The 20,498-nt window shown below is 30.9% G+C and carries 22 protein-coding genes and 1 pseudogene; 20 read left to right on the top strand and 3 right to left on the bottom strand.

Going from position 1 to position 20,498, the window contains the following annotated elements; genetic code table 11:
* Nucleotides 1-780: 780 nt before the first annotated feature.
* The 8 genes from CC89_RS00700 (at nt 781) to CC89_RS00660 (ending at nt 10,589) form a co-directional block, all read left to right on the top strand.
* On the top strand, nt 781-1,254 hold the full coding sequence (locus CC89_RS00700; protein ID WP_185750629.1) for a hypothetical protein: 474 nt from the start codon (nt 781-783) through the stop codon (nt 1,252-1,254).
* A gap of 101 nt (nt 1,255-1,355) precedes the next feature.
* Complete coding sequence (locus tag CC89_RS21370; RefSeq protein WP_051931354.1) at nt 1,356-1,544, top strand: type I restriction endonuclease subunit R, EcoR124 family; 189 nt, start codon at nt 1,356-1,358, stop codon at nt 1,542-1,544.
* A 138-nt stretch (nt 1,545-1,682) separates the two neighbouring features.
* The gene (locus tag CC89_RS00690) at nt 1,683-2,207 is read left to right on the top strand and encodes a KwaA family protein (protein ID WP_035287944.1); all 525 of its coding nucleotides are present in this window, start codon (nt 1,683-1,685) and stop codon (nt 2,205-2,207) included.
* A gap of 4 nt (nt 2,208-2,211) precedes the next feature.
* Nucleotides 2,212-3,099 (top strand): Kiwa anti-phage protein KwaB-like domain-containing protein, encoded by an 888-nt coding sequence (locus tag CC89_RS19340; RefSeq protein WP_051931353.1) that lies wholly within the window; start codon nt 2,212-2,214, stop codon nt 3,097-3,099.
* Between the two features lie 223 nt (nt 3,100-3,322).
* Nucleotides 3,323-4,159 (top strand): Hachiman antiphage defense system protein HamA, encoded by an 837-nt coding sequence (locus CC89_RS00680; RefSeq protein ID WP_035287941.1) that lies wholly within the window; start codon nt 3,323-3,325, stop codon nt 4,157-4,159.
* The gene (locus tag CC89_RS00675) at nt 4,156-7,161 is read left to right on the top strand and encodes a DEAD/DEAH box helicase (RefSeq protein WP_051931351.1); all 3,006 of its coding nucleotides are present in this window, start codon (nt 4,156-4,158) and stop codon (nt 7,159-7,161) included. The genes CC89_RS00680 and CC89_RS00675 overlap by 4 nt, the downstream gene beginning before the upstream one ends.
* A 425-nt stretch (nt 7,162-7,586) precedes the next feature.
* Nucleotides 7,587-8,096 carry a superinfection exclusion B family protein gene (locus CC89_RS00665; protein ID WP_035287936.1) on the top strand — a complete coding sequence of 170 codons (510 nt, stop codon included), beginning with the start codon at nt 7,587-7,589 and terminating at the stop codon, nt 8,094-8,096.
* Between the two features lie 18 nt (nt 8,097-8,114).
* Nucleotides 8,115-10,589 (top strand): HD domain-containing protein, encoded by a 2,475-nt coding sequence (locus CC89_RS00660; protein WP_035287932.1) that lies wholly within the window; start codon nt 8,115-8,117, stop codon nt 10,587-10,589.
* 221 nt (nt 10,590-10,810) lie between these two features.
* On the opposite strand, the gene CC89_RS00655 is transcribed toward CC89_RS00660, so the two are convergent.
* Together CC89_RS00655 and CC89_RS20225 are read right to left on the bottom strand one after the other, a co-directional pair.
* A complete protein-coding gene (locus CC89_RS00655; RefSeq protein ID WP_035287930.1) occupies nt 10,811-11,344 on the bottom strand; it encodes a transposase in 534 nt (177 codons plus the stop codon).
* Between the two features lie 54 nt (nt 11,345-11,398).
* Complete coding sequence (locus tag CC89_RS20225) at nt 11,399-12,292, bottom strand: transposase (RefSeq protein WP_185750628.1); 894 nt, start codon at nt 12,290-12,292, stop codon at nt 11,399-11,401.
* A 302-nt stretch (nt 12,293-12,594) separates the two neighbouring features.
* Here CC89_RS20225 and CC89_RS00645 point away from each other — a divergent pair, with 302 nt between their 5' ends.
* The 5 genes and pseudogenes from CC89_RS00645 to CC89_RS21485 all read left to right on the top strand — a co-directional run.
* Entirely contained in the window at nt 12,595-13,170 is a 576-nt protein-coding gene (locus tag CC89_RS00645; protein ID WP_035287928.1) for a GNAT family N-acetyltransferase, read from the top strand.
* A gap of 135 nt (nt 13,171-13,305) precedes the next feature.
* A complete protein-coding gene (locus CC89_RS00640; RefSeq protein ID WP_051931350.1) occupies nt 13,306-14,235 on the top strand; it encodes a GNAT family N-acetyltransferase in 930 nt (309 codons plus the stop codon).
* A gap of 115 nt (nt 14,236-14,350) precedes the next feature.
* The gene (locus tag CC89_RS00635; protein ID WP_035287927.1) at nt 14,351-14,533 is read left to right on the top strand and encodes a helix-turn-helix domain-containing protein; all 183 of its coding nucleotides are present in this window, start codon (nt 14,351-14,353) and stop codon (nt 14,531-14,533) included.
* Between the two features lie 84 nt (nt 14,534-14,617).
* Entirely contained in the window at nt 14,618-15,163 is a 546-nt protein-coding gene (locus CC89_RS00630) for a helix-turn-helix domain-containing protein (protein ID WP_286161266.1), read from the top strand.
* Between the two features lie 337 nt (nt 15,164-15,500).
* Nucleotides 15,501-16,153, top strand: a pseudogene (locus CC89_RS21485) (IS91 family transposase); the annotation flags it as partial.
* 63 nt (nt 16,154-16,216) lie between these two features.
* On the opposite strand, the gene CC89_RS00615 reads toward CC89_RS21485, so the two are convergent.
* Nucleotides 16,217-16,867, bottom strand: coding sequence for a Crp/Fnr family transcriptional regulator (locus CC89_RS00615; RefSeq protein ID WP_035287924.1), 651 nt, complete (start codon nt 16,865-16,867; stop codon nt 16,217-16,219).
* Between the two features lie 113 nt (nt 16,868-16,980).
* On the opposite strand from CC89_RS00615, the gene CC89_RS00610 reads away from it, so the two are divergent.
* The 7 genes from CC89_RS00610 to CC89_RS20895 all read left to right on the top strand — a co-directional run bounded on the left by CC89_RS00610 (nt 16,981) and on the right by CC89_RS20895 (nt 20,398).
* On the top strand, nt 16,981-17,463 hold the full coding sequence (locus CC89_RS00610; RefSeq protein WP_035287923.1) for a permease: 483 nt from the start codon (nt 16,981-16,983) through the stop codon (nt 17,461-17,463).
* Nucleotides 17,460-18,173 (top strand): permease, encoded by a 714-nt coding sequence (locus CC89_RS00605; protein ID WP_035287921.1) that lies wholly within the window; start codon nt 17,460-17,462, stop codon nt 18,171-18,173. The genes CC89_RS00610 and CC89_RS00605 overlap by 4 nt, the downstream gene beginning before the upstream one ends.
* A 295-nt stretch (nt 18,174-18,468) precedes the next feature.
* Nucleotides 18,469-18,726, top strand: a complete 258-nt coding sequence (locus tag CC89_RS00600) for a type II toxin-antitoxin system Phd/YefM family antitoxin (RefSeq protein ID WP_035287919.1) — start codon at nt 18,469-18,471, stop codon at nt 18,724-18,726.
* Between the two features lies 1 nt (nt 18,727).
* On the top strand, nt 18,728-19,042 hold the full coding sequence (locus CC89_RS00595) for a type II toxin-antitoxin system RelE/ParE family toxin (RefSeq protein WP_035287916.1): 315 nt from the start codon (nt 18,728-18,730) through the stop codon (nt 19,040-19,042).
* A 207-nt stretch (nt 19,043-19,249) separates the two neighbouring features.
* The gene (locus CC89_RS00590; protein ID WP_035287913.1) at nt 19,250-19,600 is read left to right on the top strand and encodes a TIGR04076 family protein; all 351 of its coding nucleotides are present in this window, start codon (nt 19,250-19,252) and stop codon (nt 19,598-19,600) included.
* Nucleotides 19,597-20,259, top strand: coding sequence for an alpha/beta hydrolase (locus tag CC89_RS00585; protein WP_035287910.1), 663 nt, complete (start codon nt 19,597-19,599; stop codon nt 20,257-20,259). Before CC89_RS00590 ends, CC89_RS00585 begins: the two co-directional genes overlap by 4 nt.
* 10 nt (nt 20,260-20,269) lie before the next feature.
* Complete coding sequence (locus CC89_RS20895) at nt 20,270-20,398, top strand: hypothetical protein (protein ID WP_286161265.1); 129 nt, start codon at nt 20,270-20,272, stop codon at nt 20,396-20,398.
* Nucleotides 20,399-20,498: the final 100 nt, after the last annotated feature.

Below are 20,498 nucleotides of genomic sequence, written 5' to 3'. Positions count from 1 at the left end.
CTGAGAGCAAAATCTTGGCTCTTTTTTTATGACCAGAATTAGATTTAAGGGAGAAAGGGAGTAGGGTTAAAGGGAGATATAGCAAGGGTTTTAGTAGGTTTATAGGATGGTAATGGGATGCTTCAGCTACGCCTTAATAGGAGTTAAGGATGATAGAAATAAGGTGGAATTTAGTCCTTATTACTAATAGATTTAGGCAAACTTTATTAGAATTGACCGAGAAATTAGGGCTGGCGGGGTGGAGTTTCGTCAGGGTTTATGGGGGGAGTACAAAAGATACATTATAATCCTTGAATTCATGTACTTTACCAGCTTTTTTAACTTTAGCACAAAAGGTGATGATTTTAAGAATAAAGAAGAAATTAATGGTGTTAAGGTAAGAGTTGGTATTTGATAGGGTGTAAGGGGATATGTTGTTGTAAATTTAATATAAAGTAGAAAAAGATCATAAAGAGAGCTATGGCTTAAAACTTCATGGTCCTTTTGTGTTTTATAAATTGTATAATGGTAAATTAATATTTATTTTGTATATCGATGACAAAATATAAATATATTGGAATATTTACTGATATTTAAAAGGTAAAGCTAGAAGTTTGTAGAATATTATAATGAATTGTTATTTTTAAGAAATCAATTAATAGCATTTAAGTAATTTATATCTTAATGAAAGGAAATAAATTATGAGCACATATAAAGAGGAAACATTAAAACAATTAATTAAATATATTAACGGGAAGAATGAAAATTTAGATAGAACAGCAATATTAGCTAGTTCTGTTATTGCAGCAGGCACAATTTGTTCAAGGAGTATCAACTGCATTTACAATTTTGGAAGCAAGTATTGCTCCAGAAATAAAAAAAGGATTCGAGTACTTTAATAAAAAAAGTAAAGAAAATGAAGCTTATGCTAATTATAAAAGAGGCAAATTTGCTGAGAGCGTTTTAGCTAGACTTGCAGTGAAACATGCTGTTGAGAATATGACTCAAGGTAAAGAACGGTTTATTAGCAGATGGAAGATATCTAATACATTGCGTGAAGATAAAAAGCAAGAAATCTGTGAAAAGGATATGCAGAGAGAAAATAAATATAATAAATTATTCATTGATACTTACGAATTTAATCGTGATGATTATTGGAATGAATTAATTGAAAAAGTTATAGAGATAAAAGAAGAGGAAGTTTTAGAATTTAGAGATATAATGAAGAACAGATTAAAGCGTGTTATAAGGCTTTTAGAATTCAAATTGAACTAGAATCTGAGTTGTTTTATAGAAACCCAAAAAAGTTTTTTGCTCTGCTGCAACCTTTTTTTTGCAGTACCCCTAGGGTCGTTACATGAACTGGAAGTTTATGTTTGCTAAATCAGCGTGAAAAGGAACTCCAAGCCATTATCACAGAGGAAAAGCTAAAACCAGCGGACACTAGAAAGTTTATTGAGAATGCATTCCGAGATGGAGAGATTAAGACAGTCGGAACAGATATTGAGAAGATTATGTCACCTGTTTCTAGATTTGGCAGTGGTGGTAGGGCAGAGAAAAAATAGAGGGTTATGGATAAACTGAAAGTATTCTTTGAAAAATATTTTGATGTTGGTGGTTCTAATTCATTTGAGAAGAAGTGGGTGAATGTGGTAAAAACAAGAAATAAAACGAGCATTATTTGAAAAGTGAGGTGAGTTTTTATGGGAAATATTGTACAGAAATTTATTTATAATGTTTCTACAGTAGCACCACTTAGTTTTATCTTTGCTTTGGTTTGGTATTTGCAAAAGGAAACATTAAAAGTTCCACTTATTAGTATTGCAGTTGGAATTGTACTCATTGTGTTGTTTTCAGTTTCTTTTTCTTATGGAAAAACACACATCGCTCCAATAATAATAAGAACAAATGATATTTCTCCATATGATGGGTGGGTAGTTTTGTATGTGTTAAGTTATGCATTACCATTTGCAAGTATGGCAATTAAAGACTTTGATGTGACAATATGTGCAATATTAGGTGTAATACTTGCTGTTGTAGCACCCTATGTTAATACATCAATTCCAAACCCACTTTTATGGGTAAAACAGTATCACTTTTACCAAGTAAGTGGTGAACATGGTATGTCTGGATATACAGTAATAAGTAAGAGAAAATTGAGAAGGTCAAAAGATCTAGGGACTGTAAACCGTATTTTTGATTTTTTACTTTTAGATACAGGGAGATGATAATATGTTTGAGGATTGTTCTGTAATGATTATTGCTGCTGGCGCCCATGCAAATGAAATATATCGACTTGATGTTGATGCGGATACGCAAAAAGATATTTGCAGTGCATTTGAAACTGCATTAGGTGATTTGATTACTGACAAAACAAGGATTAAATTTGATGGAAGTTACAAACCTCACAGGGATGAATTCTTGGCTGTTGAAAATTTTCAACTGGCAGACAAAATTAAGGATGCAATAAGAGATCCATTAGGAGTAACGGTTTATGAAAAGAAAGATGGGAATTTCCTTGAGATAAAGGCTGTGTTTCTTGGAAAAAGAACAGAGGCAGATGATACAGAAAAATTTAAAGTGGCATTTCAACGTTTTCGTAAAGAGCAATATATATCTACATCATGGTTTAACCTGTTTTTTACTGACGACACATTTCATAGAGAAAAAAATTTTGGAATTAGTATATCTGATAATATTGATTGCTTTTATACAGAAGGCGAATTACAGTTTTCTTCTTTTTTCTTTGCAAGGCAGGTGTTTGACTTGGGTGACTATTATCGTTCGGCAACAGATCAAGAGGTTGAATGTTTTGCAGGATCAGACAAGCTGAGTTTAGAAAATGTAGATAATTTTAAAGGAATGGCAAATACATGGAATAGAAGAAAAATTGCTATGATTAACGATTCTAAGGTACTTGAAAATTATTCTGCAAATGAAATTAAGGATTTGGCTTATGAATCTGGAATAATTGTGAATATAAAAGATGAAAAGGTTGTTATTCCAAATGATAAGGAACAGGTAAAAATTATTCTTGGATTTTTAGATGAAGAGGCGTATAAAGGACCATTTTCTCGGAATACATATCTTGCTAATTCAAAGAGAAAAGTAAGTAATTAATTCAGATAGAATAAGCAGAAGATTAATATTTTGCCTTACAGAAAGGATGTAAGTGCTTTGTGCATTCTGTGTCAAGCGTATTTTTGCACAAGAATGTCAGCATAAATAAAAATCAATAAGGGGAGGAGAATGTAGTAGACGGTATTTATTGTAAATAAAGTAATAAATGCTTATTATGTAATATTTATATGCATAATATACGGTTTGCTGCTAAGGATAAATTATGATGCAACCTGAGTATCTAAAATGGCTTACAAAAGAAAAAGATGTTATTTTTGATAATGGGAAATCTTTATTCTGTTATGAAATAGATTATGATGAGGAAGAATCAATACTTGATGATTGGGCACTTCATTTAAGAAGACATTATATTTCAGATGAGGAACTAGAAGAAGATAGTGAAGAGTTAAATCTGCCAGTAGAGGATTATTTGAGAAAATATATTATTCCACAAAAAACGGATCCAATGGGTGGAACAGCAAGGTCAAATACTATTAGTGAGATATTATTTTCTGATTTACTGGAGTTTGTCTATAATTATGAAGTTCCAAGATGTAGACAGTATAATATGTCAGGAAAAACTTTGTCAGAGCATGGAACGGACATTATAGGTTTTAAATTCCATAATTTAGATAAAAGCCCAAGTGAAAAAGATAAGTTGATGGCAGTGGAGGTAAAGGCTCAATTGACATCAAAGAGTACAAATCCAATTGAAGATGCAGTTTTAGATTCTGTAAAAGATGAGTATCGAGTTTCAATAACGCTTAATTATATGCGAAAGAAATTAAAAATGATGGGTAAGACTAATGTGGCAGAAGATGTTTTGCGTTTTCAGAAGAAAACAAAGGAGGGGTATAATTATAAGCTTAGATATATTGGAGCAGGAATATCTAGTTTGGATAATATTCCTGAAAAAAAGGTTAACGAGAAAACAATGAAAGTTATTCCTAATATTGAAGGGGATAAACTGCAAATAAAAACAGGAACAGCAGTATTCTATGTACATGGTAGAAAATTAATGGATTTAGCACATGAGGTTTACGAGAGGTGTAAAAAGTGAGTTCTAGAAGATCTGAATATATGTTAAAATACCAAAAAGCAAAAGTGAAACTTTTGGAATATAATATACCTGAAGATAGTCATCCTAAATTTCCACTAAATTATAGAGATTTGGTTTTTCCAACAGTGTTAACATTGTCAGAATATGCAGAAGCAATTATAAATAATGACAAGGATACTCAATACAAAATAAAAGAAAGATTACATTATTGTTCGGAATATTATGATGCAGCTGTCAAAGCTAGGGAACAGGAAGAACATGATCAAGATTTCTTGATTTCTGGTGCGGCTGCATATTTCTTTTTAGACGATTTTGGAAGTGCAAAAGTACTATCAGAAGCTGTAAATGATAAACAAATTCAGAATGATACAAGGGGGATTTTGGTTGAAGTATTCAACTTACTTTTTACAGGTCGAAGAAAACAATCTTTTGAGAGTACTCTTTTAAATTTAGTAAAAAATTATTTACAAACAGGAACAGAAGAGCAAGTTCTTCAAGAGGCAGATGAGTATAAGAAACAAATGGATATTAAAGGAAGCCCATTGGATTTGTTCTTCTCAGAAGTTTTGTGTGCAGTTTTAAGAATTATGCTAGGATATTCTGCGAGAAAACTTCTTCCGAAATATTCAGCTGTAGAAGAAGAAAAATGGAAAGTTTATTTTAATCAGAAAAATGCAATAAAGTTGATATGGCCATCTCAAAAACTTATTGGGGAAAGTGGAATATTAAGAGGGAAGAATGCAGTTGTTCAATTGCCTACAGGGGTTGGAAAAACAAAAAGTATAGAATTAATAATTAGATCAATGTTCTTGGCCGAAAGAGGGGATACTGCCTTAATTGTTGCACCGTTAAGAGCTCTTTGTAACGAGATAACAGATGATATGCATAGAGCATTTCTGAAAGATGTTATAATTAATCAGTTTTCGGATGTATTAGAATTTGATTTTGAAAGTCTATTTGAAAATAAAAAAAGGCATAAAATCTTTGTATGTACTCCAGAAAAATTGCAATATATATTTCATCATCAACCAGATTATATAAATGAAATTAATCTTTATATTTTTGATGAAGGTCATATGTTTGATGATGAAAGTAGAGGGGCATTGTATGAATTATTAGTTTCAGATATTACAACGAATCTACAAATTACTCATCAAATGGTTTTAATGTCTGCAGTTCTTTCAAATGCTGATAAGATATGTCATTGGGCATTTGGAGAAGATGGAATACTGGCTTATGACAAAAATATTAGAAGTACTCCTAAAGTAATTGGGTTTACATCAAAAACAAAAGAAATTCATTACTATTCAGATTCTTTTTCAGAAGAAGATTTTTATATACCAAGAGCAATTAATATAACGAAACTTAGCATGAAAAAACGGGAAAGAAAAGAGAAAGTATTTCCTGAGTTGAGCAAACCACAAGATGTTGCAATATATTATTCGAATTTATTATGTAAAAACGGTGGTATAGCAGTATATTTAAATCAAAGAAGATCTATTCCTAAAATACTAGATCGGGTTGTTGAACTAGAGGATAGAAGTTATGATTTGAGTAATATAAAACAATCAGCAGACATGGATGAACTAGATAAATTGAAAAACCTTATTCAAGCGTACTATGGTGATGATTATGTGTATACTAAAGCATGTGAAATAGGCATATTACCGCATTATTCTTATTTGCCAAATGGATTACGTATAGCTATTGAATACGCATTTCGAAAAGAAAAATTAAAAATTATAGCGTGTACATCAACTTTGGCTCAGGGAGTTAATATTCCTATTAAGTATTTAATAATGACAAGTATGAAGTCTGCTCAGAAAATGATGACAACTAGAAGCTTTCAGAATTTGATGGGAAGAACAGCAAGGTCAGGTGTTTATACGGAAGGAAGTATTATAGTTACAGATTCGAAACTTTTTGATAATAAAAGGAATGGTAGAGGCTTTTATGAATGGAAAGAGGCAACAGATTTATTTGATTCACAAAACGCTGAGGCGTGTGGAAGTGCAATTTTAAGTGTAGTCCAAGACTTTAAAGGAAATTATCAACTTACGGTATATGGTGAATTTGTTACGAAATATATATGTGATAATTTTTGTGAAAAATGGGAATATACTCTTGTAGAAGAATTGATGATGGATATTAAAGAACGGTATCCTGATGTAAACCAAGATCAATACCGGCGAAATATTACAAGTAAAGTTCAAAATTATAAAAGCATAATAGGTATCATAGAGAGTGAAATAAGTTATGTGCTTTGTAAAAATAATATACTAGATGATTACAATGAGATGCAGGAAGAGGCAGCTAGAGCATTTCAAAACACCTTGGCAATGTATTTGGCAACAGAAGAAGAGGAAAAACGCCTATCTATGATTATTTATACGATAGTAGAGGATATTTATAATAATAGAAAAGATATTAAACAATATTCAGCGGCAATACTTCCAAGGGATATTGCAAAAAATGTAAAGAGCTGGATTGAAGAATATGATGTTAATAACGAAACATACTCAGAAGAGCAATTAATAGAGATGACAGTTGGATTATATAATGAAATATATGAAGCGGATTTAATTACAGCAAATTTGTGTCAAGATTGGATTCATGGTATGTCATGCGTAGAAATGAGCCAAGCATATGATAAGACTATGATGGATGTCGAAAAAATATGTTGCCACTACATTTCGTATAAACTTAATTTTCTAATTGGTAATATTATGGATTTTTTAAATTCAGAAAGCACGAATCTCAGTCGCTTAATGATGCTTCAGAAAAAAATTAAATATGGTGTTGATTCACAAACTAGTATATCAATTTGTGAAAAAATTTTTAATGACCGATATCTAGCAACAGTACTATCAAATAAACTAGGAAATAAATTGATAAAAGAAGATGAAATAATAAAATACATAAAATCAAAGACTGATAAGGTAAAACAATTGCTGGACGAATATCCAACATATTTTAAAAAACGTATCAGATGCATTAAATAATAGGTGGTTAAATAGAATTTTATATTATTTAATGCGATAGGGCTAAAAAATAAATAAAGGGAGAAGATAGCAACCAGAAAAAGTTTTTCGCTCCGTTATAACCTTTTTCTGGAAGTGCCCCGGGGATTGTTACATAAACTGGAAGTTTATGTTTGCTATTCGTCAGGGTTTATGTGGGGAGTGCAGAAAGATATATAGAAATCCTTAATTTCAGGCACTTTCACAAGTATATTGTGTTTACTGATTGGGGTGAGAAAATGCGGAATAAGGAGATTAAGGATTATATCAATGTTTCGGTAGTGGTCGATATAGAGTGTGGGGATACAAAAACTAAGTTTTGATATGATGAGAAATAAGTTTTAACTTATAAATGATGAAAAAATACGGAATTCATTTATTGAAGGTTTAGAAGGAAGTGTGATAAGATGAAGGATTTTATAGAGTTTTTGAAATTACCACCAAATATATTAGGGGCATTAGCAATAGCAAGTGGTTTTTTGCTTTTTTTGCCTAATCGTATTATAAAAAAGTTGTATATGTTGGAGTTTCGTAATCGGTATGGTTTTGTAATCGGGGTAGTATTTGTTGTTTCATTAGCAATATTAGTTGTACTTTTGATGTCAAAAGTGTATCACCATTTCCATGATAAAAAAGTTGCAAAGAAAGTTTCTGAAGGACAAATTAAATATTTAAAGAATATGAATCAGGAGAAAGTTATGATTATAAAGGCTTTTTTGAGGGAGAGCACACATACGTTAGAGTTACCGATGAATAATGGTTTGATTATTGAATTGCAACATTATTTTGTAATTACGCCAGCTGGACAAAATCATATGGTAGACATGGTGAATCCACATATCAAATATTTTTTGCAACCGTGGGTTGGTGAAAAAATAGAAACTGATGAAGAATTAAAAAATAAGTTTGCTATATAGAATAAAGGGGGAGGTTTTTTGATAGAAAAAGTACAAGAGACACATCTATATGAGTGGTTAAGAAAAAAAGATAGTAAATTTTTAACACAACTCAACGAAGTTATTAAATATGCAAATGATGTATTGCCATTAATTAATAATGTTTTTACGAATTATACAGTTCATGGGATTAGACATTCTATAGATGTAATGGAATATATGTATAATCTAATATCAGATATAGATCAATTAAGTGAATTAGAGGTGATTTCATTAATATATAGCGCTTTATTACATGATATTGGAATGGTAACAAATAATGATGAAATAAGAGACATTAAAAATGATAATTCAATTTTAGGAGAGAGAAAGTATAGCAAAGTATTAGAAAAATTTGGAGAAGAAAAGATTGCCTTACAGGAATGTATTAGACCAATACATGGGAGACGTGCTAAAGAATATATAGAAAAAAATATGGATGAGAAATTGTTCTTGATTCCAGAATCAACAATTATATCTTTCAGAATAGAAATTAGTTTGATATGTATGTCGCATAATGAAGATTTTGAATGGATAGAGAAGAATCTATCCTATGAATCAACAAAAGGTAGATATGCTTTGAATTCACAGTACATTGCAGTATTGTTGAGAATTGCAGATTATTTGGACATTGATGAACAACGAGCGCCATTGTATTTATACAAATATTTAGCGCCAACAGAATATAGTGATCTTGAATGGAAACAGCATTTTGTTATAGAAAATTATGATAAAGTTTTTTTAAATGAACGCACTGGATTAAAGGAACTTATTTTTCAAGGTTCTAGTCAGAATCCCACGGTTCATAGAAAATTATTAAAATATTTTGATTCTATTAATGGAGAATTGAAAAATGCAGTGAGTTTATGTGAAAAATACGCCAGTGAAAAGTATTTGTTGGTGCTAAAGACAAATGTGATTAATAAAATACAGACAAATGGATTTAGTTTTTCGGATTTAAGATTATCACTGGATTATAATGCAGTAACAAATTTATTGATGGGTGAGCATATTTATGGAGATAAAAAATTTGGGCTTAGGGAGCTGATTCAGAATTCAATTGATGCATGTAAAACAATGGAAGAAACATCGAGGCGAATGGAGGATTTTCGATATCAAAAATATCAGCCATTTATTTCTATAACGCTAGATAAGGATAGAAAACAAGTAACTATTATGGATAATGGAAGTGGCATGTCTATAAATATCTTAAAAAAATATTTTTTAAATGTAGGCGTATCTTATTATGTATCTGATGAATATTTACTGCAGGGAAGAAAATATTCTCCGATTGGGCACTATGGAATAGGGTTTTTAGCTTGTTTTATGTTATCTGATAAAGTTGAGGTAAAAACTGTTTATTATGAAGATTATAAAATGAATAGAATTTCATTTGAAAGAAATAGTGAATATATTTGTTTGACGTATGAGGATGCACATAGGCCACAAGGAACAGAAATTATATTGGATTATGATCAATGTCTAAGTGTTTTTGATAATAAGATAGAGCATATAGTATCATTTATTGAAAACAATTTTCTTTATTCAGGGATTCCAATTAAGCTTTCAATGGTGGAGAATGGGGAAGCTACTGAACTTGAGTGCAAATTAAAAAGAGTAGAAAATACTTTTACTCAAAATATATGTTTGAATGAGTACTTGAATGGAGTAGAGGCTTATATTGATTGTAATTATAAGCAAATTAATTTTGCCGGTCAATTAAGGGATATTAATGGATGTGAAAGTTATTATTATAATAATGAAAAGTACTCTTTGGATGATGAAGAGTGCTTATTAATTAAAGATTGTGTTGAAGATGCTAAAATTCGATTATTAAATATTCCGATTATTTCTGATTGTGATGAATATGATTTCCTTAAGGCATATGAAGTACTAGAAGATTATGATGAAGCTCTTAATAAAATTGGAAATTATAATTCGATTAATGTTTGGGGAAAGAAAGAAGAAATAGATTATGGCGACCTTTGGGTAGATATGTCAAGTGATAAAATTGTTGGAGGATATACATTAGGTGGTTTTCGAGATCAGTTTGGGCATGGTGAAAATACTCCAGTAAAGATTTCTACTATTGTTCAGGATGTAATAAACAATGGAAGCCGAATAGTATTACCATATAATAAGGATTGTAGGGTTATTGGCAAATACAATTGGATTTATACAGATCGATGCTATTTAAAAGATGTATTGCTTTCAGGATTAAAATTAAAAATTCCGAATCTCGTGGATGGAATTTCTTTAAAAGAGGCTATTGTAAATATTACGAATTCAGAATTTGTTCCTAATGTATCAAGAAGCAATATTGGAGAGGTTCAACAGAAAGAATTATCATATGCAATAGGAAAAGCATTACATATGTGGATACGTGATAATGCGACTTTAAATCCAGAACAAAGAGAATTATTAACTTTATTTATCGAAACAGAGTATAGTCAAAAGAATAGTTGCTTGAAATAACGGAAACAATGGTATGGTTTGAAGCAAAATGTTTTACATTTAACAGGCAGTCCAACCGGAGGCTTGCGAAGCGAAAGCCGCTGTAATGGACTGGCCTGTGTTGGATTGGCGGTAGCAACCAAAAGAAGTTTTCCGCTCCGCTACAACTTTTTTTGGTAGTACCCAGCAGGTTGTGCGTAAATTAACTATAAAAAGATTACTTGGAAACTTTATTTCCTTTTTTAAGGGACTATAGTAATCTTTTTGTTCTTTCTCATAAAATGTATATAAATATTAGCAAGAAGGGCTCCTAGGAGCCTTTCAACTCCTAGAATATTTATTACTCTTTTTAAATTATAGGTAAAAATGGCAAGACTAATCTCACCCCTCACTTTTTTGAAACCTCTCAAAAGTAAGTAGTAAAAACCCATTGTCCTTTTTAATGTTCCAAAAGGATGTTCAACAATTGTTTGGCGAAGCATACATTTTGATTTATTCTCCTTAACTCTTTCGTTAACCGCTTCTGTAATATTTTCATTTTCGCCTCTTGTTATTGTTCTTCCTTTAGATGAATTTGTGCATTTAGATTTGTTTTTGCATTTACTACATGCATCATAATTACAATATCTTTTCTTTTTAGCATTAATTTTTTTGGTAATACAATGTAAAGTTTGTCCGTCAGGACAAATATATGCATCTTCTTCTTTTAAATATTTGAATTTATCAGTATAATATGTTGGATTTCCTATGCCATTAGAATACGTTGGTTTAGACACATAAGCTACAATATTTCCTTCAGCGCATTTAATAAAATCTTCTGTATGAAAGTATCACTTATCTGCAAGAACTTCTATAGAATCTACATCAAGAGCTTCTTTAGCTTTTTCACTCATATTAAACAACTGACCTTGATCTGCTGAATTATTAATAACATCATAAGCAGCTATAAGTTTATTTTTAGCATCTACTGCTACTTGAACATTATATCCCAAATCAGTACCTTGATTAGCTCCAAATTTTACTGTTTTAGCATCAGGATCTGTAAAATTAATCTCAGTTTCATCGTTTAATATTATTTGAGTATCTAATTGTTTGTAGTATTCCAATTTTTCTTCTAATGTTTTTATAGCAGACTCTATGGCTTCTTTATCAAAATCTTTATTTTTATTCTCATCTAAATTATCATTAATTTCTATTGCATGCATATATTCTTCAATTTTATTTTGGGTTATTTCCTTCATTTTAGATAGCTTATTTAGGCTGTAATTTTTTCTCTTAGATGCGGAAGCCTCTACTTTAGTACCATCTATAACAATTAGTTCTTTACCATATAAGCCCAGCTCAATACAGTAATTAAAAAATTTTTTAAAAATATTTTCAAGAGCTTCAACATTTTCTTTTCTAAAATCTGCAATAACTCTATACTTAGGTTTGATACCTTTAATTAACCAAATAACTTCCCTATTAATAAGGCATTGCTTTGCTAATTTACGTGATGATCTTATTCCGTAAAAATATCCATAAACGTATAATTTCAATAAATCTTTTGGATTGAATTTAGGTCGTCCCACTTCATCGTTATTTCCAACTTTGAAACCCATACTTTCTATATCCATAACATCAATTATTTTATCAATAATTCTTACTTCACTATCGTTATCAACATAGTCTTCCATTATTTCAATTTTTGTTTGTTTTCTATCATCACCATAAATATAATTCATTGCAACAACCCCTTAATAGAAATTTAATACTTATATATTAAATTATACCATAAATTATGGATTTTCGCACAACCTGCCAGGGGTCGTGACATAAACTGGAAGTTCATGTTTGCTAAATTTAATACCAACACCTTACTGTTAGATACATAAAAATTTGAAAGTAAGGTTTTTTTATTTTATAAATCTATAGGAAATATTTATAATATTTAATTAAATTAATACATTAATGTAATATAGCATGATATAATTATATAAGCAAGCTTGTTAAAAATAGTAATTATTTAGGATAACTGAATAGTTACATGAAATATTTAAAAAAATTAATCGGTGAAAAGTGTTATTTGGCACAAATGGTTTATGATGATCATGAAAAATTTGCAGAATGGTTTACAGACATGAATACAGCTATTGGGCTTGGAGATGCAGCAGGCAATTATTCTATAGAAAGAACTAAAGAATTTTTTGGAAAACATTATAGTAGCCAAGGTAATCATTTTTCAATAGTTGATTTAAAAGAAGATAAGTTAATTGGATTTTGTTGGCTTAAAGAAGTATGCTCTGTAGATAGGTCAACGGAATTAGCTATTTTAATAGGTGATGAGAATTTCAGATGTAAAGGGTATGGTGTTGAAGCAATGCAGCTTATTGTAGATTATTGCTTTAACATATTAAACCTACATAATGTGATGGTAGTTGTTTATTCTCATAATAATAAAGCAATACAAATGTATAAAAAAGTTGGTTTCAAGGAATTTGGAAGAAGGCGTGAATCTCATTTTATAGGTGGAAAGGCTTTTGATGAAGTGTATATGGATATTTTACCTAAGGATTATAAAGGAAAATCAATTACAGATGTATATTTTTCTAATAATTTATAGTTTTAAATAACGAAGAGATTAGTGGAAATATCACATATGCTACTGTATAGTTCAAGAAAATTATGAGGGTAGGGGGCGGTTCTCAAAATTGAAGCTATAAAAATTTGATAACCGTCCCTATATGGGGGGAAAGCTATGAATTTTGAAAAATGGTCAAAAGAAACAATAAAATATGATTTAGGTGATGGGTTTGTATTAGAAAGAGTAGATTACATAGAGTTTTCTAAATATCATGCAGTTTATCATGGGTTACAAAAGGCTAATGGATGGTTTAAGAAGAGCTTTGATATTATGCGTTCTACAGTTTGTAAAGATGATGATTATTTTTGGATAATGAAAGATGGGCTTAAAGTTGGTGGAGTTCTTATAGAACCAAACCTTATAGGTGAATTATTTGTTATCCCACCTTATTCAGATGAATATGAATTATTAAAAAAACTAAAAGAGATTTTAGTTTATTGGTCAGATGTAAATAAAGATATAGAAGCATCTGTAGTTAATCCATCACAGATAGATATATATGAAAAAATAGGTTTTGTAAAAGTCGAGAGTGGTTGCTGGATGATAAGACCAACTGAAGAGTTTAACGTCATTTGGGAAGGTGATTTTAATATTATTTTGCCTAAAGAACAGAACAAATTAGAAGTTGCACAATTAATATTTGAAGCATTTCAAAATGATGTAGGATCAAATTCCACATATAGTGTAGAAGAGCGTGCTTCGTGGATTGAAGATTATTTTAAAGATAATTATCATATAGAAATTTTAAATAAAGCTTCTACACTTATATATGATGAGAAAACTAAAGAATTAGTAGGAGTTTGCTTAATATCTTTATGGCAGGAATGGCCGCTAGTATGGGAAGTAGCTGTTAAGCCAAGCTATGCAGGCAGAGGGCTTGGAACTAAAATGCTAAAAAAAGCATTATCAGTTTTAAAGGAAGAGTATCCAGTACTTAGGTTATATGTAGATGTGGAAAATGAAGCTGAAAATGTATATCATAATTTGGGATTTTTAAAGGGGCTTGAGCTTATGGATATGAAGCTTATAGTAAATGATAAATAATTAATGAAACATAAATTTTATAAATGAAAGTAGAAACCAGAAAAAGTCTTCCGTTTCACTTCAGCCTTTTTCTGGAACAACCCCAGGGGTCGTGACATAAACTGGAAGTTTATGTTTGCTATCAATAAAACAGACATCTGAAAAGTGGGGCATCTCCGTTAGAAGGATCCAGGTATTATGTTCGGAGGATCGTATTCCAGGAGCGATGAAAGTTGGCTCATATTGGGCCATTCCTGACGATGCGGAGAAGCCGGATGATCAGAGAATTAAAAGCGGAAAATACATAAAAGGAAGATAAATACTTGTCGATTTTTTCGTTACTACTAATACTTGGGTAGTCAATTTTGTGTTGCAATATGCAATACTGGAGGTGCAGGAAGTTATGGAAAAAGAAGTCTTTGCAGCGCGCTTAAAAAGAATTCGCAAAGAAAGATGCTATACTCAAGAAGAACTTGCTAAAATAACAAAAATTTCTGTTCAAACTATCAGAAATTACGAACAGGGGAATAATGAGCCGGTAGCAGTGTATTTACTTGAATTAGCAAAAACTTTAGATGTAACTCCTGACTACTTATTATTAGGAGAAGAAAATATGAATACATATACAAAAGCAATTGAAGCAGAACTTAAACAACTTAGTGAGTTTGAAAAAATTAAAGAAATTAAGGCTCAGGAACTTAATGCTACAATTCTTTCACACCTTGAATTAAGCGAAGAGCTTGTAACTTCTATTAAAGATGCATGGGAAGAAATGAAACTTTTTACACGTGAAAAAGAAGATAACAATGGAAATAAGATTGTAGAAGAAAGTTATTGCACTCGCAATTATGTGCGTGAAATCATTTTGAGATATTGTCAAAATAGAACGTACTTTAAAACAAAGTTTGAAATTCAAGATGGAATGATTCTTAATATGAAACAAGAATAGTTTTTAAAAGAAGGATAATGTTATTTTATGAAAATGAATATACCGTATTAAGGCGGGGAAATTGTTGTAGGTAGAGACTTTGTTAATTATAAAGAAGTGGTAGAAGATTTTAAGAAGGCTAAGTGTATTCGGCTGATGACCTATAATATTTCAAAGAATAATTAGAACCCAGAAAAAGTTTTTCGCTCTGCTACAACCTTTTTCTGGCAGTACCCTAGGGGTCGTGACATAAACTGGAAGTTTATGTGTGCTAATAATGATTATGAAATAATTTAAGGAACTTACTATTTGGGGTAGGTTCTTTTTTATTTCTAAAATTAGAATAGGATTGATATAAATGCGTGGAGTAATAAAACAAATATTTGTTGATAATTGGGAAAAATTCCGTGAAATCAATAAGGGCAAAATTAGAGCTAACATAGATAGAGAAGTTTACAAAATGATTAACTGTGGATCGCTAGACAAAGGGTTTATTGAATTTAACTGTGAGAGTTGTGGAGAAATTAAGAGAGTTGGTTTAAAGATTTAAATAAAAAAGAATGTTTTACTCCAGGAATAATATCAGTTATTCATACTTTTGGTAGAGATTTAAAGTGGAATCCCCATGTGCATTTGATTGTTACCGAAGGTGGGGCAGGTGAAATTACAGCCTGGAAAAATATCAAGCATATAAACTATACAGCATTAAGAAAAAGATGGCAGAAAATATTGTTAGATGAGATAGGAAATAACCTTGAGAGTGACAGAAAGAAGTTTAAAAAATTAAAAAATGAACTGTATAAAAAATTAAAAAATGGATTTTATGTATATGGAAAAGGAAAAATAAAAACAGCAAAGGAAGCAGGAAGATATGTTGGAAGATATACTGCAAGGCCAGTAATAGCTGAATCAAGAATAAAAAGATATGATGGTGAAAAGGTAACTTTTGTTTATGAAAGGCATGAAGATGGACAGAAAATAGAAGAAGAACTTGATGTTTTTGATTTTATACTAAGATATGTGCTTTTTTTATTTAATGTGTAAAGTCAATATATTAATTATGTATAAAGTTGTTTAATATTTATATTTTTTTATTGCGATTGTACGGTTATTAATTTCAATAATACCTTCTTCTTTTAATTTTTTAAGTTCTCTAAACAGAGAAGGTCTTTGCACACCGAAATAATCTGCGAGTTGCCTTTTACTCATTGGAAGCAGAATTACTGAAGATTTCTGTATGATGGTTTGCTGTTTAAGATAATTCATAATATTTTCTCTAAGAGTTCGTTGTGTAAACATTGCTATCTTCTGATTTATTCCTTGCGAATTATGTGAGAGTGACCTTATATAATGCAATGTAAAATTGTAGTCGTGCAAGAATTCTAATACAGCATTTATGTCAATGTGGATAATTTGACAATCTGTAAGACAATAGATATTAAGAGGGTAATCGTGGCTTTCATCAAATAATAAATTTGTTCCGAGCATACTTCCCTTACTAAATTCAAACATCGTAGTCGATGAACCGTTGGTTGATAAAGAGTATGCAACTAAACTTCCTGATAATACAATATCTAATGTTTGGCAAGTTTCATTTGCATTATGAACGGTTACGCCTTTCATATAGTGTTTTTGATAAATATGATTACTTGCTATTAGTCTTTCTAAATCAGGTTCCCTTACAGTTGAAAATAATGAAATGTTTCGTAAAACGTCAATATTCATATTAATTAAGTCCTCCATTTTTAAATATTATATCAAAAAGAAACATCGGTGTCTATTTGAACATAATAAAGTAATTTATAATTATGTTATTACAAAAAGAATGGAGGATTTGTATGGATATTTTTACAGCAGCAATGTGGATAGGAACAATCATATTCCTTTTGATTTCTATAAAAAAGGATAAATCTAAGACATTGAAAGCACTTAAAATGGCATTTGGTATGGGCAAGGGTATGCTGGGAAGCATCTTATCAATTATTTTTTTAATTGGCTTAATTCTAACAATATTACCGCCAGAAAATATTGCCAAATTTGTAGGAGGTCAATCATTGCTCATAGCAACGGTGGGTTCGGCGGTATTTGGAACAGTTACTCTGATTCCTGCCTTTATTGCTTTTCCGCTTGTTGGAACATTGGTTGATGCCGGGGTTAGTATAGTTCCTTCTGTGGCATTTTTAACTACACTTACTATGGTAGGAATCGCAACATTTCCACTTGAAAAGCGTGAATTTGGGCTTAAATTTACTGCCACGAGAAATGGATTAAGTTTTTTATTTGCCATAATGATTGCTATGGTAATGGGGGTGATTGTATGAAAATCTTAAAGAAAGCAAAAGATAATACTTTTTTGGTAATGGTTATAGCTGCCTATATTATAATGTTTGTAACTAAACCATCTATGGGTGTTACATCAATTAAAAACAGTGCCTATTATATAAAAGAAATGCTTATGATAATGCCAGTGATATTTATTCTTACTGCGCTTTTGGATACATGGATTGCAAAAGAAAAAATTTCAAAATACTTAGGAAAAGAATCCAAGGTTAAAGGTATCATATTGTCGTTTGTTTTAGGTAGCATATCTGCGGGACCCATATATGCAGCATTTCCTATGTGCGTAATGCTTCACAAAAAAGGGGCATCTATACGAAATCTAGTTATAATCTTAAGTTCCTGGGCAGTAATAAAGGTTCCAATGCTATTAAACGAAGTAAAGTTTTTGGGTATAAAGTTTATGGCAATTCGTTGGGTATTAACTGTAATTGCTATAGTAGTATTTTCGTGGATTGCTTCAAAGATTATAAAAGATGAAGATCTAGCACAAAAAGAAGAAAAAGCAAGGGGACTTTCGTTAAACAGGGAAGCTTGTATGGGATGTACAATATGCAGCAGAAATTATCCCGAGATTTTTGGTATGCAAGGTAAAAAGGCATATATTAAATCTTATGATGTAGATATAGACAGAGAGAGGCTTCAGCAAACAATTCTTTCTTGTCCAGCAAAAGTTATAGATTATATTGAATAATATTTTAGATAATAATTTTGTAAATACAACATGGCTATGACCCCAGGGTCATGACATAAACTGGAAACGTATGTTTTCTAAGTTTTACCTAAGGGAAGCTGATGGTCAATATAGATTTATTGCTGATGAGGATGGCGTTGAGGTGGACGCAACAATTATTAGTGGATGGTTTACTGCGGTACCTAGTGAACCCGTAGTGACACCATAAATAAAAAAAGTTGATTTACGACAGAATATTGATTAATATATCAATAAAGTGATATAATATTGATATATTAATCAGGAGGTGTATGTTATGCCATCAATAAGACCGAGTTCAGATTTAAGAAATAATTATAGTGAAATATCAGCATTTTGTCATAAGTATAAAGAACCAGTTTATATAACAAAGAATGGGCAGGGAGATTTAGTGGTTATGAGCATTGAAACCTATGAAAAGCTTGTAGGCAAATTTGAGCTGTATAAATTGCTTGACGAGGGTGTTGATGCTATGCAAAAGAAAAAAGTTAGACCGTTTAAAGAAGCATTGGCTGATATAGAGAAGGATTTATAAAATGAGTATGTATGATATTCAAATTACTGAACCCGCTGAAAAAAATTTATATGAGATTGGTGCATATATATCTAAAGAACTTTTAGAACCTGAAACTGCAAAAAAGGTAATTTCAAAAATTGCTAAAGGAATTAATCCTTTAGAAGGTATACCACTAAGGAATGCATTAGTAGATGATGATAGACTTGCTTATAAAGGTATACGAAAAATTATGGTGGATAACTATATTGTATTTTATATTGTGACTGAGGAGAGTAAAACAGTTACAATTATTAGAATATTATATAGTAGAAGAGATTGGATAAATTTATTATAGATTAAGTCATTAACAGGGAAATTAAACCCTGTTTTTTTCTTGCCTAAAAATACAAAGGAGTTGATTATTTTGAAAGCATCGGAACTTAAAAATAAAGGTATAAAAATAAATTGAGAAGCTTTCAACAAATACTTGAATCAATGTTGTATTTTTATTGAAGTTTATGTATTATATAGATAGAAGTAAAATGGAAAGGAGGGTGGAAGTGTGAAAAAATGGTATGACGAAGAATATGAATGGGAAATTGAAGTTACAGGTTTTCTTCGCAGTGACCACACTGAAAGATATTGCAGAAATGGAGAGGAAGTGGGGGACAAATATACCTGTACATACGGCTGCCCTGTAAATGAAGATGGACAGGGAATCTGCTCCAAGGTAATGATGATTTTGTTTCCAATTATGGAGGCAGTAAGAAGTGGCGGAGATTTAGAAAATATCGGGGGTAGCAGCAGATATAGCAAGGATATCGTATGTCCAGATGGTTGCGTTATGTTTAGGGTCACAGCAAAGAACCTCAGAAATGAAAATTTCTTCAAAGGAAAATTTTTTGAGGAGTGATTTGTACGAAAATTGGAAGAGTTTTAAGAGTTGTTAAGGACAATAGCAGAGATGAAATATTTAGCTGCAGTAAGGAAAAAAGAACTATAATCATGAGCATATTCTATCCTGCAGAAGAACAATCCTGCAGTGGAGAGGGCATATTGTACAAGGATTTATTCCAGCCCCATACAGAGTTTTTTATAGAAGATGTAGGCAATACAAAGGAAGCTGTAGAATATATTAATAAGTTAAGGATAGATGTATTTTTAAATGTTCCTATTAAAAATGGTGTGGATAAGTATCCCGTAATTATTTATTCACCAGGGATATTTCAGGACAGGGATTTTGCAATATTTACTGCAGTAAACCTTGTAAAGGAAGGCTATATTGTAATTACCCTTGGCTCCTTATATGAAACTGATTATACTGTTATGCCTGATGGTGATGTTATCAGGGTTACAGGGAAGCTTCAAAAGGAAATGATGGGTTCAATAACAGATGAAACCTGGAGACAGTTAAGGGATATTAGAAAAAGAGACATGTTATTTATGGTAGACCATGTTTTTAATATTAATGAAAAAGATGAATTATTTAAGGGCAGGATTGATATAAACAGTATTGAACCTTCAGTATGCAGAGTGTTTTGGTGGGAGAATCTCAAGCAAAAAGGTTCATGAAATTGTAAGCATGGCATCCTTGAAATTCTTTAATGAATTTCTACGTCATAGGGATATGGAATATGAGAACTTTATTAAAAATAAAAATAACTATGCAGAGCTTAAAAAAATTAATGCTGAAGGTGAAGTTATAAGGTGATTTTACTAATCTAACATGATAAACTGTGCTCATACTGGGTGTATAATAAGAATTATAATGCCAGGAGATTAGGAATAATACTCTTGGTATTTTTTTATTC

Source organism: Clostridium sp. KNHs214, assembly GCF_000744935.1.
Classification (GTDB): domain Bacteria; phylum Bacillota; class Clostridia; order Clostridiales; family Clostridiaceae; genus Haloimpatiens.
Note: the sequence above shows the minus strand (reverse complement) of the source record. Positions and strands in the feature narration are given on the sequence as shown.

What these genes read in the sequence shown, in the direction of transcription:
- CC89_RS00640 (WP_051931350.1), top strand. Translation starts at nt 13,306, where the DNA reads ATGAATTTTGAAAAATGGTCAAAAGAAACAATAAAATATGATTTAGGT.
- CC89_RS00595 (WP_035287916.1), top strand. Translation starts at nt 18,728, where the DNA reads ATGAGTATGTATGATATTCAAATTACTGAACCCGCTGAAAAAAATTTA.
- CC89_RS00680 (WP_035287941.1), top strand. Translation starts at nt 3,323, where the DNA reads ATGATGCAACCTGAGTATCTAAAATGGCTTACAAAAGAAAAAGATGTT.
- CC89_RS20225 (WP_185750628.1), bottom strand. Translation starts at nt 12,292, where the DNA reads ATGAATTATATTTATGGTGATGATAGAAAACAAACAAAAATTGAAATA.
- CC89_RS00665 (WP_035287936.1), top strand. Translation starts at nt 7,587, where the DNA reads ATGAAGGATTTTATAGAGTTTTTGAAATTACCACCAAATATATTAGGG.
- CC89_RS00690 (WP_035287944.1), top strand. Translation starts at nt 1,683, where the DNA reads ATGGGAAATATTGTACAGAAATTTATTTATAATGTTTCTACAGTAGCA.
- CC89_RS20895 (WP_286161265.1), top strand. Translation starts at nt 20,270, where the DNA reads ATGGCATCCTTGAAATTCTTTAATGAATTTCTACGTCATAGGGATATG.
- CC89_RS00610 (WP_035287923.1), top strand. Translation starts at nt 16,981, where the DNA reads ATGGATATTTTTACAGCAGCAATGTGGATAGGAACAATCATATTCCTT.
- CC89_RS00605 (WP_035287921.1), top strand. Translation starts at nt 17,460, where the DNA reads ATGAAAATCTTAAAGAAAGCAAAAGATAATACTTTTTTGGTAATGGTT.
- CC89_RS19340 (WP_051931353.1), top strand. Translation starts at nt 2,212, where the DNA reads ATGTTTGAGGATTGTTCTGTAATGATTATTGCTGCTGGCGCCCATGCA.
- CC89_RS00615 (WP_035287924.1), bottom strand. Translation starts at nt 16,867, where the DNA reads ATGAATATTGACGTTTTACGAAACATTTCATTATTTTCAACTGTAAGG.
- CC89_RS00600 (WP_035287919.1), top strand. Translation starts at nt 18,469, where the DNA reads ATGCCATCAATAAGACCGAGTTCAGATTTAAGAAATAATTATAGTGAA.
- CC89_RS00645 (WP_035287928.1), top strand. Translation starts at nt 12,595, where the DNA reads ATGAAATATTTAAAAAAATTAATCGGTGAAAAGTGTTATTTGGCACAA.
- CC89_RS00630 (WP_286161266.1), top strand. Translation starts at nt 14,618, where the DNA reads ATGGAAAAAGAAGTCTTTGCAGCGCGCTTAAAAAGAATTCGCAAAGAA.